The sequence below is a fragment of the Pseudomonas sp. NFX183 genome (genome assembly GCF_047943075.1).
Lineage (GTDB): Bacteria > Pseudomonadota > Gammaproteobacteria > Pseudomonadales > Pseudomonadaceae > Aquipseudomonas.
On record NZ_CP181333.1, the window covers coordinates 2381293 to 2394249 of the forward strand.

General features: G+C 60.4%; 12 protein-coding genes and 1 pseudogene. 9 read left to right on the forward strand and 4 right to left on the reverse strand.

The window, feature by feature from the left end; genetic code table 11:
* Positions 1-9 precede the first annotated feature (9 nt).
* From ACM530_RS10925 to ACM530_RS10935, 3 genes are all read right to left on the reverse strand, one after another.
* Positions 10-2850, reverse strand: a complete 2841-nt coding sequence (locus ACM530_RS10925; protein WP_416364758.1) for a class I adenylate cyclase — start codon at positions 2848-2850, stop codon at positions 10-12.
* A 168-nt stretch (positions 2851-3018) separates the two neighbouring features.
* Entirely contained in the window at positions 3019-3273 is a 255-nt protein-coding gene (locus ACM530_RS10930; protein ID WP_010207442.1) for a TIGR02647 family protein, read from the reverse strand.
* 151 nt (positions 3274-3424) lie between these two features.
* A complete protein-coding gene (locus ACM530_RS10935) occupies positions 3425-3709 on the reverse strand; it encodes a hypothetical protein (RefSeq protein WP_106575823.1) in 285 nt (94 codons plus the stop codon).
* A gap of 127 nt (positions 3710-3836) precedes the next feature.
* Here ACM530_RS10935 and ACM530_RS10940 point away from each other — a divergent pair, with 127 nt between their 5' ends.
* The gene (locus tag ACM530_RS10940; RefSeq protein WP_145158067.1) at positions 3837-4496 is read left to right on the forward strand and encodes a glutathione S-transferase family protein; all 660 of its coding nucleotides are present in this window, start codon (positions 3837-3839) and stop codon (positions 4494-4496) included.
* A 137-nt stretch (positions 4497-4633) separates the two neighbouring features.
* On the opposite strand, the gene argH is transcribed toward ACM530_RS10940, so the two are convergent.
* Positions 4634-6028 carry an argininosuccinate lyase gene (gene argH / locus ACM530_RS10945; RefSeq protein WP_008439335.1) on the reverse strand — a complete coding sequence of 465 codons (1395 nt, stop codon included), beginning with the start codon at positions 6026-6028 and terminating at the stop codon, positions 4634-4636.
* 389 nt (positions 6029-6417) lie between these two features.
* On the opposite strand from argH, the pseudogene ACM530_RS10950 reads away from it, so the two are divergent.
* The 8 genes and pseudogenes from ACM530_RS10950 to rsd all read left to right on the forward strand — a co-directional run.
* A pseudogene (locus tag ACM530_RS10950) lies at positions 6418-6534 on the forward strand (sensor histidine kinase); the annotation flags it as partial.
* The gene (locus tag ACM530_RS10955; protein ID WP_145158061.1) at positions 6531-7277 is read left to right on the forward strand and encodes a LytR/AlgR family response regulator transcription factor; all 747 of its coding nucleotides are present in this window, start codon (positions 6531-6533) and stop codon (positions 7275-7277) included. The pseudogene ACM530_RS10950 and the gene ACM530_RS10955, both read left to right, overlap by 4 nt.
* A gap of 137 nt (positions 7278-7414) precedes the next feature.
* Positions 7415-8356, forward strand: a complete 942-nt coding sequence (hemC, locus tag ACM530_RS10960; protein ID WP_369301887.1) for a hydroxymethylbilane synthase — start codon at positions 7415-7417, stop codon at positions 8354-8356.
* Positions 8353-9102, forward strand: a complete 750-nt coding sequence (locus ACM530_RS10965) for a uroporphyrinogen-III synthase (protein WP_416364759.1) — start codon at positions 8353-8355, stop codon at positions 9100-9102. Before hemC ends, ACM530_RS10965 begins: the two co-directional genes overlap by 4 nt.
* 41 nt (positions 9103-9143) lie before the next feature.
* The gene (locus ACM530_RS10970; RefSeq protein WP_416364760.1) at positions 9144-10259 is read left to right on the forward strand and encodes a uroporphyrinogen-III C-methyltransferase; all 1116 of its coding nucleotides are present in this window, start codon (positions 9144-9146) and stop codon (positions 10257-10259) included.
* A 5-nt stretch (positions 10260-10264) separates the two neighbouring features.
* Positions 10265-11506, forward strand: coding sequence for a heme biosynthesis protein HemY (locus ACM530_RS10975; protein WP_145158050.1), 1242 nt, complete (start codon positions 10265-10267; stop codon positions 11504-11506).
* 236 nt (positions 11507-11742) lie between these two features.
* A complete protein-coding gene (locus ACM530_RS10980; RefSeq protein ID WP_369301890.1) occupies positions 11743-12264 on the forward strand; it encodes a disulfide bond formation protein B in 522 nt (173 codons plus the stop codon).
* A gap of 209 nt (positions 12265-12473) precedes the next feature.
* Positions 12474-12932, forward strand: coding sequence for a sigma D regulator (gene rsd, locus ACM530_RS10985; protein ID WP_106575814.1), 459 nt, complete (start codon positions 12474-12476; stop codon positions 12930-12932).
* Positions 12933-12957: the final 25 nt, after the last annotated feature.

Here is a 12957-nt window from a genome sequence, read left to right on the forward strand (position 1 = left end):
AGAGCCGCTTTAAACCTGCTTCAGTGCGTTGTTGAGCGACAGCTCCAGCTCGGCCTTGTAACGCAGGTACAGGTTGCTCGGGCTTTGCACATCACCGAGCAGGCCGGACAGGTCCAGGTCGGTGATGTAGCAGCGGTAACGTTCGGTTTCTCGACGTTGCCCGACGATTTCCTGGGCGACCACGGCAAACAGCTGGTCGCCAAACTCCAGTTCGCAAAACTCCCGCTGGTTGCAGTACAGGGTGATGCCCACTTGGCCGGGCGCCGCCTTGCCGATAATCGCCTGCACGTCATAAAACGGCTTATTGGCCGGGTTCTGCGGCGCGGGGCGCGGCTCGATGCCGCGTGCGCGATTGCTGCCTGATGGCAACAGTTGGTAATACAAGATTTGCACTTCGCCCAACGGCTGCTGCGTATCCAGCGGCGCCAGCGCTTCGCGGCGATAGATGATCGATTGCAGAAAACGCTGCAACGGCGCCAACAGGCTCTGCTCATCATGAAACGGCAGGCGTTGCTGCCAGAGGGCGTTGAACTCATCCAACACATACAACTCGGCAAAACCTTCATTGACCCGGTAGAACACCTGCACGCAATCGGCCAGGCCCATCGGCAGCAGCAGCGCCAGGTCGTGGTCTTCCAGGGCCATGGCGTCCAGGTGCAGTGGGCTGTAGCTGGCCAGTTCTTCGCTGAGGTAGGCAATCAGCGCGTCCTGGGTCGGCAGTGACACATGGGTGGCCTGACCCGGCATCAGCTCCATCACGTGGTAGTGCTGCTGCACCTGCAACAGGTAGCGGTGATTGGACTGGCTAAGCAGCAGGTTTTGCGCGGTGTCGAAAATTTCTTCTACCCGCTGGGCAATGAACTGCGCACGGTTGTGACAGAAGCAGCGCACTCGCAGGCGTGGCAAGTGGTCCGACGGCAATTGATTGAGGTAGTCACGCAGGCAATCGAGCAGTGCGTGGGGGCCGTCGTAGCGGCTGACCATGACCTCGTTCCAGCTATTGAGCGTGACCTGATCCAGAGTCAGCACCAGGTTGTCGCGCACGCCGGCATAGCTCAGGGAGTCGGTGCGTTCGGTGGTCATCAGGATGTTCAAGTCGCGATGATGTTTGAGCGGGTCGACACCAACGTTGATCAGCAACAGCACTTCTTCCGGCACCGCCGAGCGCAACAGGCGATCCTCATCGACGCTGGCCAGGGGCAGGGCGATGGTTTGTTGCAGGCTGCCCAGCAGGTTGAACAGCTCGAATTCGGTCATGTCACTGACGCCCGGGTGCAGTGCCAGACGGGTGCTGCTGTCGATCACGCCGTTGCGATGGCACCAGGTGAGCATTTCCAAGAGGTCGCGGCTGCGCTTGATCGGCGCGAAGTGCTCCCATTCCAGCGCCGTAAGGTTGCCGTTGTACAGGCCCCAGTGATACTGGCCCGGTTCCTTGCGATTGGGGGACTGCACCAGCGTGAGCGTGTCTTCGGCCAAGTCGGGCGCGATGCCGGGGTTGATGAACTCAACCTTGCCGGCCTTGCGTTCGAACGCTGCATACAGGCGCCGGCCCAGCACGTTCAGATCGCGCTTGTTGATCAGGCTGGCGGTTTGCTCGGTGCGGGCGAACTGGGTGAGGAAGCGGTAGCTGTAATTCAGTTCGTTGACCAGTGCGCGGCGCTCGGAGGCGACCTGGCGCACTTTCCACTGGCTGCGGCTGTCCAGCAGAGCCAGTTGGCGTTGGTCCCAACCCCATTCATTGGCCAGGCGCTCCAGCAGGCGGCGTTGCCAGCCGGTGCTGCGTTGGCCGACGCTGAGCTTGCGATTGACCTTCAGGTACAGCGCGCGCCGCACCAGTTCGAGGCGCTCCGGCTCATTGCGCGCCTTGAGGTATTCCTCGATGCGGCGATAAACCACGATGTACGGGTCCAGCTCGTCCAGGTCCACCTGATTGGCGAATACGGCGCGCTTGAAGCGCAGGCTCAGGCAGTACACGTTCGGGTGCTCGCTGGCATAAACCTCGGTCAGCAGCAGCTTGAGCACCGATTTGTAGGGCGACTCGATGCCCTTGAACAATTGCCACAGCCCGGCGCCGATGAATTCGCCCGGAGGGATGTGGGCCAGGTGCCCAAGGTCCAGGGTCTCGTCGGCGCGGATAAATCGTTTGGAAATCAGCGTATGGGTGAACTCGGCGTAGCGGCGTTCCTCGTACACCGGCACCAGCCACCAGATCGGCGTGCGCCCGGCCAGCCAGATGGCGGTGCGGTAGAACTCATCCAGCAGCAGGTAATGCTGGGTGGTGCCACAGTCGTCGGAGCTCAGTTGCGTGTCGCGCTCACCCAATACAAAGCGCGTCGGTTCGATCAGAAAAAAATGCGCCTCGGCGCCCATGGTCAGGGCCCAGGCTTCCAGCAACTGGCACTTTTTGCGCAGCTCGGCCAGTTCGGTTTCGCCAAGTTCGGGCGAGTGGCAGACCCACACGTCCATATCGCTTTGGTCCGCTTGAGCCAGGGTGCCAAGGCTGCCCATCAGGTACAGGCCAAGGATAGGCCGTGGCGGATTGCCATGGCGTGGCTTGTAGGAGAACGAACGGGTCAGGCGCTGAGCTTCAGTAAGCGCCTGGGCGTCCGGTTCGAAATTGGACAGCCCGGCCGGCGTGCTGCCCGAGACATAACCTGGCAGCAGGGGGTGGTTGACGTGGAAAAACAGCGGCAACAGCGTCAACACGCTTTGCTGGCGCGGAGTCAGACCTTCGACGGCCCGGGCCATGCGCCCTTCATTGAGGGCCATGAAGCGCGCGCGCAATTGGGCCAGCACCTTGCGGTCGATGCCTTCGTCCAGGTCGGGGCGGATTTCATGGGTGCGGGTCATGTCGAACTCGTTGGCTCGCAGGGCCCGACGTGGGCGGCCGTCTAGGAGTTTACAGACACAAGCGTAGGAGGTTTAGAGGGAAATGGTTTCTGGCGTCAGAATTTTGTGCCATCCACAGCAATGCCCTCGGAATCCGCAGAAAGCGGACTCCATGGGCGGTATCAGGGATCAGGCAGCTTCTTTGGTGGTAGCAGTCGTCAGAATGGTCAGCAGGGTTTGGGCCTGCTCTGCAGCGTCCCGGCCAAGGCTGGTCAGGTAGCCCCCGTCTGGCTGGTCGATAAGGCCTTTTGCATGGAGGCGCTTGGCCGCGGCGATGGCAGTGGGGGCGGCGGTCTGGTGGACTTTCAGACCTTCCTTGGTGCTGTCCAAGGGGAAGAGTACAAGGATTTCCAGTTCGGCAACCAACTCAGGGGTATACGACATAAGGACTCCAGACTTTCTAAAATTTATTAGAGGCTAGCAGGGCATAAGGTGAACGCACTTTGCCGGGCTGTCCAGTGAGAAAGTCGTGGGTCTTGATATGGCGCAGGTTTGTGGCGAGGAAGCAGGCTTCCCGGCCACGAAAGTGCTCGATTCAGTCGTTTTCCGGGGGTAATTCCGGCAGTGCGCGCAGCGCGGTTTCATACCATTGGGTATCGAAGGCGCGGTCTTCTTCAAGCATCTTGTCGATTTCCACAGCCAGCACGTGGGCCATGAGATTCAGAATGTCTTCGCGCTCGTAGCCCACCAGGGTCAGCTTGTTGAAGGTGGCTTTGGCGGCAGGCGGGTTGTCGCTTTCGATCTGGTTTTCGATGGCCTGGGTCAGCGTGCTTTCGGTGAATTCTTCTTCGTCGTTGTCGATATCGGTCGGCTCGCTCATGGCGGGGCTCCTCAAGGAAAGGGCGCCAGTCTACCCCCATTCAGGCAGGTGATGCTGCTGGTCAGGTCGGGCCGCACGCTCTATAACTTCCGCAGCCAACCCCACACTCGGCCTGGAGGCATTCGCGATGCTCAAGCTTTACGGATTTTCGGTCAGCAACTACTACAACATGGTCAAACTGGCGCTGCTGGAGAAAGGCCTGCCGTTTGAAGAAGTGCCATTTTATGCAGGCCAGACGCCTGAAGCGCTTGCGGTAAGCCCGCGAGGCAAAGTGCCGGTGCTGGGCGTCAAGCAAGGCTTTATCAACGAAACCAGCGTGATTCTGGAGTACATCGAACACACTCAGGAAGGCCCTTCGTTGCTGCCGGCCGAGCCTTTTCAGCGGGCTCAGGTGCTGGCGCTGTGCAGGGAAATCGAGCTGTACATCGAGTTGCCCGCCCGCGCGTGTTTCGCCGAGGCGTTCTTCGGTATGCCGGTGCCGGAGGCGATCAAGGAAAAATCCAGGGCTGAGTTGCTGTTGGGGATCAGTTCTTTAGGCCGACACGGCAAGTTTGCGCCGTACGTGGCGGGGGAGAGCTTCACGCTGGCCGATCTGTATTTCATGTACAGCGTGAACCTCGCCTGTGCCGTGGGCGAGAAGCTGTTTGGCCTGGATCTGCTGGCTGAGTTGCCGAAGGCGAAAGCGCTGCTGGAGCGACTGCACGCGATGCCCAACGCGCAGAAAGTGGCGGCGGACAGGGAGGCGGCGATGCCGGCGTTTATGGCGATGATTGCTGCCAAGAAGTAATCAGCCGTGCACAAATCAAATGTGGGAGCGGGCTTGCTCGCGAAAGCGGTGTGTCAGTCAATACATATAGCGACTGGTCTACCGTATTCGCGAGCAAGCCCGCTCCCACATTTTTGACCGCGCGGGTCTGAGGCTTTTTAGCGGCTGGCGAGCAGTGCCTGGCCACGCACGACCGCAGCTTTGACCTGCGCCGGCGCAGTGCCGCCCACATGGTTACGCGCATTCACCGAGCCTTCCAGGGTCAGCACGGCAAACACGTCCTGCTCGATCTGGTCGCTGAATTGGCGCAGCTCTTCCAGGCTCATTTCCGCCAGGTCCTTGCCGGTGTCTACGCCGTACTTAACGGCGTGGCCGACGATTTCGTGGCAGTCGCGAAATGGCAGGCCACGGCGCACCAGGTAGTCCGCCAGGTCGGTTGCCGTGGAGAACCCGCGCAAGGCCGCTTCACGCATGATCGCGTGCTTGGGCTTGATCGCCGGGATCATGTCGGCAAACGCACGCAGCGAATCGCGCAGGGTGTCGGCGGCGTCGAACAGCGGCTCTTTGTCTTCCTGGTTGTCCTTGTTGTAGGCCAATGGCTGGCCCTTCATCAAGGTCAGCAAGCCCATCAGCGCGCCGAATACACGGCCGCTTTTGCCACGCACCAGTTCGGGCACGTCGGGGTTTTTCTTTTGCGGCATGATCGAGCTGCCGGTGCAGAAGCGGTCTGGCAGGTCGATGAACTGGAATTGCGCACTGGTCCACAGCACCAGTTCTTCGGAGAAACGCGACAAGTGCATCATCGCGATGCTGGCGGCAGCGCAGAATTCGATGGCGAAGTCACGGTCCGACACGCCGTCCAGGGAGTTGCCGCCAACCGCGTCAAAACCCAGCAGTTGTGCGGTGTATTCGCGGTCGATCGGGTAGGTAGTGCCGGCCAGTGCGGCGCTGCCCAACGGCATGCGGTTGGCGCGCTTGCGGCAATCCACCAGACGCTCGTAGTCGCGGCTGAGCATCTCGAACCAGGCCAGCAAGTGGTGGCCGAAGGTCACCGGTTGCGCAGTTTGCAGGTGGGTGAAGCCGGGCATGATGGTGCCGGACTCCCGCTCTGCCTGCTCCAGCAAACCTTTTTGCAGGCGGGTGATTTCGGCCAGGATCAGGTCGATTTCGTCACGCAGCCACAGGCGGATATCGGTAGCCACCTGGTCGTTACGGCTGCGACCGGTGTGCAGTTTCTTGCCGGTCACACCGATGCGATCGGTGAGGCGGGCTTCGATGTTCATGTGCACGTCTTCCAGGTCGACGCGCCAGTCGAACGTGCCGGCCTCGATTTCACCGCGGATGGTGGTCAGGCCATCGATGATGCTGTCGCGCTCGGCGTCGGTCAGTACGCCGACCTTGGCCAGCATCGTGGCGTGGGCGATCGAGCCCATGATGTCGTGGCGGTACAGGCGCTGGTCGAAAGTGACGGAGGCGGTGAAGCGCGCGACGAAGGCGTCGACGGGTTCACTGAAGCGGCCGCCCCAGGACTGGTTGGTCTTGTCGGTGCTCATGGATTCGCTCGTGATCTGCTTAAAAGAGGCGTGGAGGTGTGCCGCCGATAATAACAGGGTTGCACTTAGAGGCGGTGCTGCGGGTGGTCGGCATTTTTATTTGTGCCAAGGATGGCTAAGTGCCTTGCCGCCGAACGCTTCCGGGAAGAGACTGGAGCGGGCCCTAATTGAAACGATATTTGACGATTGAGCAATATCGTCTCAGCGAGCGTCTACAGTTGCACTGATAGAGCGTGAATGCACCAAAGTCGGGTGATGCGGTCATAGCCCAGACTATCCATTAAAAAAGGGGGGTATTCGGATTGTGTATCAGCAAACCCTACGACGATGCCCGAAGGCAGCAGGTCTTGGGCGCAATTGAACAGGTCCGGGTAAATATGGGTGCCGCTGCCGGGGCACTTTTTGCCGCTCGCGCTAGTCTTAGCGTGGATCGCTGTGACGCAAGTCACCGCACCTGTCTACGCTATCCTTGTGCGAGACTCACGCAGGAATCCAGCGCAATATGAATGTCCTGATCGTTGATGACGAACCCCAAGCCCGCGAGCGACTGAGCCGTTTGGTCAGTGAACTCGAGGGTTATACAGTCCTTGAACCGAGCGCCACCAACGGCGAAGAGGCGTTGACGCTGATCGACAGCCTCAAACCGGATGTGGTGTTGCTCGATATTCGCCTGCCGGGCCTTGATGGCTTGCAAGTGGCCGCCCGCCTGAGCGAGCGAGAATCGCCGCCTGCCGTGGTGTTGTGTGCAGCTCACGAAGAGTTTTCTGCGCAGACCCTGGAAGACAGCGGTGTCAGCTTTCTTGCCAAACCGGTGAGTGCTGAGGCGCTGCTCAAAGCCTTGAAAAAGGCCGAGCGTCCCAACCGCGTCCAGCTCGCCGCTTTGACCCAGCCAGCCGCTCAGAGTGGTAATGGGCCACGCAGCCATATCAGCGCGCGGACCCGTAAAGGTATCGAGCTGATTCCGCTGAACCAGGTGGTCTACTTTATCGCCGACCACAAGTACGTGACCTTGCGTCACGAGACGGGTGAAGTGTTGCTCGATGAGCCGCTCAAGGCCCTTGAGGACGAATTCGGCGACCGCTTTGTGCGCATCCACCGCAATGCGCTGGTGGCCCGCGAGCGAATAGAACGCTTGCAGCGCACGCCCCTGGGGCACTTTCAGTTGTTCCTCAAAGGGCTTAACGGCGATGCCTTGATCGTCAGCCGACGCCATGTCGCCGGTGTGCGCAAGATGATGCAGCAGCTTTAGCCAGGGGCTTTGGCGAGGTCTGCATTCTGTATCCCGGTGCGACGCGGCCAGGGAGGCCCCGCACTTGCTGATTCAAATCAAAGCGTGTTTGCCTGAGCTGTTATTATCTGCCGTATCTATTCAGTACGGATTGATCCATGTCCTCTCGCGAAATCCGCATCGCCACCCGTAAAAGTGCCCTGGCCTTGTGGCAGGCCGAATACGTCAAAGCACGCCTTGAGCAAGCCCATCCGGGGTTGAAAGTGTCTCTGGTGCCCATGGTCAGTCGCGGCGACAAGCTGCTCGACTCGCCATTGTCGAAGATTGGCGGCAAGGGCTTGTTCGTCAAGGAACTGGAAACCGCACTGTTGGAAAACGAAGCCGACATCGCCGTGCATTCGATGAAAGACGTGCCGATGGACTTCCCCGAAGGTCTTGGCCTGTATTGCATCTGCGAGCGCGAAGACCCGCGTGACGCGTTTGTTTCCAATACTTACGCGTCGCTGGATGAACTGCCCTTGGGCAGTGTCGTCGGCACCTCGAGCCTGCGTCGCCAGGCGCAGTTGCTGACTCGCCGGCCGGACCTGCAAATTCGGTTTCTGCGCGGCAACGTCAATACCCGTCTGGCGAAGTTGGATGCGGGCGAATATGACGCGATTATTCTCGCGGCGGCTGGCCTGATTCGCCTGGGCTTCGAAGACCGCATCACCTCGGCCATCAGCGTAGAAGACAGCTTGCCCGCGGGCGGACAAGGCGCTGTGGGGATCGAATGCCGCACTGCTGACAGTGAAATTCACGCCCTGCTCAAACCCCTTGATCATCAAGACACCGAAGTCCGTGTCACGGCCGAGCGCGCGCTGAACAAACGCCTCAACGGTGGCTGCCAGGTACCAATCGCCTGTTACGCCGTGCTTGAGGGTGAAAACCTGTGGCTGCGTGGCTTGGTAGGCGACCCCGCAGGCGGCACGCTGCTCACCGCCCAGGTTCGCGGGCCGCAGCGTGATGCTACCGCGCTGGGAATCCAGGTGGCAGAAGAGCTGCTGGAAAAAGGCGCCGGTGTGATTCTGCAAAAAATCTATGGCGAGGCTGGCCCGCAGTGACCGACTGGCGTCTGTTGCTGACGCGGCCTGCCGAGGAAGCCACGGTCCTGGCCGCGACGTTGTCCGAGGCCGGCATTTTCAGCAGCAGCCTGCCATTGTTGGCGATCCAGGCCTTGCCGGTGACGGCTGAGCAACAAGCGGTCTTTTGTGATCTGGGCCGTTATAGCGCGGTCATCGTGGTCAGCAAGCCTGCCGCACGCCTGGCCTTGCAACAGCTGGATCGGCGTTGGCCGCAGCTGCCCTGGTTCAGCGTCGGCGCGGCCACTGCGCAAGTACTGGCCGATCACGACCTCACTGTTCATTATCCGCAAACCGGCGACGACAGCGAGGCTTTGCTTGCACTGCCCGCCTTGCGCGAGGCTATCGCACGCCCCGATGCCCGGGTATTGATCTTGCGTGGCGAAGGCGGGCGAGAGCTGCTGGCTGAGCGTTTACGCGAGCAAGGTGCTAGTGTCGATTATCTGGAGTTGTATCGTCGCACCCTGCCGGCTTACGACACCGGGGAGCTGATGCAACGCATACAGTTGGAACGCTTGAACGGCGTGGTGGTCAGCAGTGGGCAGGGTTTTTTGCACCTGCAAGCGTTGGCTGGCCCCGATTGGCCGCAGGTGGCGCGGCTGCCATTGTTCGTGCCCAGCCCCCGCGTCTATGAAATAGCGCGGGCCGCTGGCGCAGAAAAAGTTGTGGATTGTCGCGGTGCGAGTGCCGCGGCTTTGTTAGTGGCGTTGCGCAGCGCTGCCTTGTGAGGCAAGCCGCGCCCACTCTCTGATACGCAAAGGACGGATACGTGAGCGAAACAGCCTTGCCTAAAGATGAAACCCAGCCCGCACTTGATGCGCCGGCTGAGTCACCGGTCGCCGCGCCACGCCGTGGCAATGGCCTGGCAATCGTGGCCTTGTTGCTCGGCGCCGCAGGTGTTGCCGCTGGCGGATGGGGCATTTGGCAGGTCCGCGCCCTGCAAGCCGGCAGCCAACAACAGTCGAGCCAGGTGCAGGCACTCGACGAGCAATCCCAGTCCCTCAAGCAGAGCCAGCAACAGCTGACTACCCGGCTGGCGCAATTGCCCGGTGCAGATGAGCTGGAAGAACGCCGCCGTCTGGTAACCCAGTTGCAGGGCGATCAGCAGCGCTTGAGCCAGCGCCTGGAAACCGTGCTGGGTGCCAGTCGCCAGGACTGGCGTCTGGCCGAAGCCGAGCATTTGATCCGTCTGGCCAGCTTGCGTTTGTCTGCCCTGCAGGACATCAACAGCGCTCAGTCTCTGGTCCAGGGGGCTGACGAAATTCTGCGTGAGCAAAGCGATCCGGGTTCCTACGCCGCACGCGAGCAACTGGCCAAGAGCCTTGCCGCGTTGCGCAGTACCGAGCAGCCGGACCGCACCGGGCTTTATCTGCAACTCGCCGCGCTGCGCGATCAGGTTGTACAGCTGGCGGCTATTGCCCCGGAATACCAACTCAGCGAGCCGGCCTCTCAAGGTCGCCCGACCAGCGATATGCAAGGTCGCCTGAGCCAATGGTGGGAGGAGATTTCCCGCTACTTCCGCATCGATTTCAACCCGGACGACAACATTCGACCGTTGCTTGCCGGTCAAGGCTTGAACCAGGTACGCCTGGCGCTGAGCCTGGCCCTTGAGCAGGCGCAATGGGCTGCGCTCAATGGTGAAACGGCGGTGTACAGCCGTTCCCTGGGCGAGGCGCGCAGCGTGCTGCAAGACAACTTCAACCAGGACAACCCGCAGAGCAAAGCGATGCTCGCGCGTATTGCCGAGCTTGAGCCCAAGGCCGTTTCCGTGGCCACGCCTGACCTGGCGGCCAGCCTGGCCGCGGTGCAGGCCTACCTCGAACGTCGTCATCTGTCTGCCGATGAAGCCAAGGCGTCGGCGGGCACGCCGGCGACCCAGGAGTAGAGCCGATGAAGCGTTTCTATGTGATCCTGGTCCTGGCAATTGCGATCGCCCTGGGGCTGGGCGTGGGCATTTCCAAGCACACCGGCTACGTGCTGATTACCTATCCCCATCTGCTGCATTACGAGTCGAGCCTGTGGGCGACGCTGGTGGCCGTGTTTGCCGTCGGCCTGGCGATCTATCTGATCCGTGTGTTGCTGAGCCTGCTCAGCACCTCCGGTGGTGTGGTCAACCCATGGTCGCGACGTAACCGCAGTCGCCGGGTACAAATTGCGATCGAGCAGGGCCAGATGGACCTCGCTGAAGGTCGCTGGGCCAGTGCCGAACGCCACCTGCACCGCGCCGCCGAAGCGGAGCGCCAGCCATTGTTGTACTACCTTGGCGCGGCACGTGCGGCCAATGAGCAGGGCCGTTATGAAGAGTCCGACGGTTTGCTGGAGCGCGCTCTGGAGCGCCAGCCTCAGGCTGAGCTGGCGGTTGCCTTGAGCCATGCGCAATTGCAGATGGACCGTGGCGATACAGAAGGCGCCTTGGTGACCTTGCAGGCGATGCACGAGCGTCATCCGCACAATCCGCAGGTGTTGCGCCAGTTGCAGCGTCTGCATCAGCAGCGGGGCGATTGGTCTTCAGTGATTCGCTTGTTGCCGGAGCTGCGAAAAGACAAAGTCCTTCCCGCCAGCGAGCTGGCCGAGCTGGAGCGTCGCGCCTGGGGTGAAAACCTCGGGCTGGCGGCCCAGCGTGAAGAGCAGGGCGAGGCAGGCTTACAGTCTCTTGATCGGGCGTGGGAGCAACTCACTTCCGCCCAGCGCCAGGAGCCACAGCTGGTTCTGGCTTACGCCGAGCAACTGCGCCGGCTGGGTGCCGACGCCAAGGCTGAAGAGGTGCTGCGCAGCGCCATCAAACGCGGCTATGACAGCCACTTGATCCGGCTTTATGGTTTGTTGCGGGGCGCTGATTCGGCCCGTCAGTTGAAGTTTGCCGAAGGCTGGCTCAAGGACCACCCGGGAGATGCCAGCTTGTTGCTGACCCTGGGCCGCCTGTGCCTGCAAAACAGTTTGTGGGGCAAGGCGCGCGATTACCTTGAAAGCAGCCTGCAGGTGCAACGCAACCCTGAGGCCTGCGCTGAGCTGGCACGGCTGTTGGCCCAATTGGGTGACACCGAGCGCAGCAACCAGCTGTTCCAGGAGGGTCTGGGGCTGCTTGACAGTCGCTTGCTGGCCTCGCCGTTGCCCATGCCCGCGCGCGTCTGAAGTAGGAAAGAGGGCGAAGGTTGGCTCGGATGTTTCTGAGAGCCAACCCTTCGTTAGCCTGTAAATGCTGGGTCTAAAGCGCTACGTAGTAAATTCCTACTGATAGCTGCTTAAAGTCATCCAGGGTCTGACGAGATATCCCTATGCTCTCGCGGAATTGCCTGCTCTAACGAGTATTGAAAGGGGTCAGGCCTTTCCTCTACCGTGACGGCCTATCTCTTGCGGTACGGATAACAATGTCTTTGGCCCCTTCACGCTCCTTGTTTTTCCTGGCGTTCATGGCTGGTGTGCTGACGTTGGGCGCGTCGTTTTATCTCGAGTACGGCGCGCTGCTACGCCCGTGTTTCCTTTGCCAGCTGCAACGTATCTTTCTGGCAGCCTTCACGCTGATCAATCTGGTCGCGGCGATTCATAATCCAAAGCGCTCTGCGGTTTACCTCTACGGGTTTGCCAGCATGGGCTGCGCATTGCTCGGCGCTATCACTGCCGTACGCCAGGTGCTGCTACAAAATGCCGCACCGGAGCAGACCACCGATTGCTGGCCAAGCCTGCACTACATGATTGAAAACCTGTCGCTGTGGCAAGCATTGCAATTGACCGTCAAAGGCACTGTCGATTGCGTTGAGATCAACTGGACACTGTTCGACCTCAGCGTTCCCGAATGGAGCTTGCTGTTCTTTTTGGCCATGCTGATGTTGGGCGCCCTGCAGTTTTCTCGGTTGTTTTTAAGTCGCCGATGGGGTCTCGCAAGGCCTTGAAAGTGTGTTGCGGGTCGTAGGACGGGATTAAACACTTGTATGAACTTTCTCTCCTGCGTACCTTGAAGCCATAGTCATGCGGGCATAATCTGGCCCGCACGCATTATCGAAACCGTTTGCCAAATGCGGCCTTGTCCGGCTGCTGCTTTTATCCTTGAGTGTTGCGCGGGCACAGGCGGCAGCGCCCCCTATAGGGAAGAGAGATCATCATGCTGGAAAGTTGTCAGAATGCTCAGGAACGCTGGGGTGGGGTGCACAAGCTGATCGACAGCTGGTTGAAGGCACGTCACGAACTGGTTCGGGCCTTTGATGCTCTCGGCGCCAAGCCCGAAGCATTGGGTGAGAATCGCGAGCCGCTGCAAGACTTTTGCGCTGTGTTGGTGGACTACGTGTCTGCTGGACATTTCGGCGTCTACGAACAACTGACCAAAGAGGCGGAAGCCTTTGATGATCAGCGTGGTCTGGACTTGGCCGAAACCATCTACCCGCGCATCGATGTCATCACGGAAAAACTGCTGGTGTTCACCGAGTTGTGCGATGCCGGCAAATGCGTTGCCGAAAAATTCAAAGAGCTTGGCGGGTTGTTGCACGAACGTTTCGAGCTGGAAGATTGCCTGATCGAAGTGTTGCACAACGCTCACAAGGAAGAGGCCGCCACCCAGGCCTGAGCCTTGGCGGCGAGACAAAAAAACG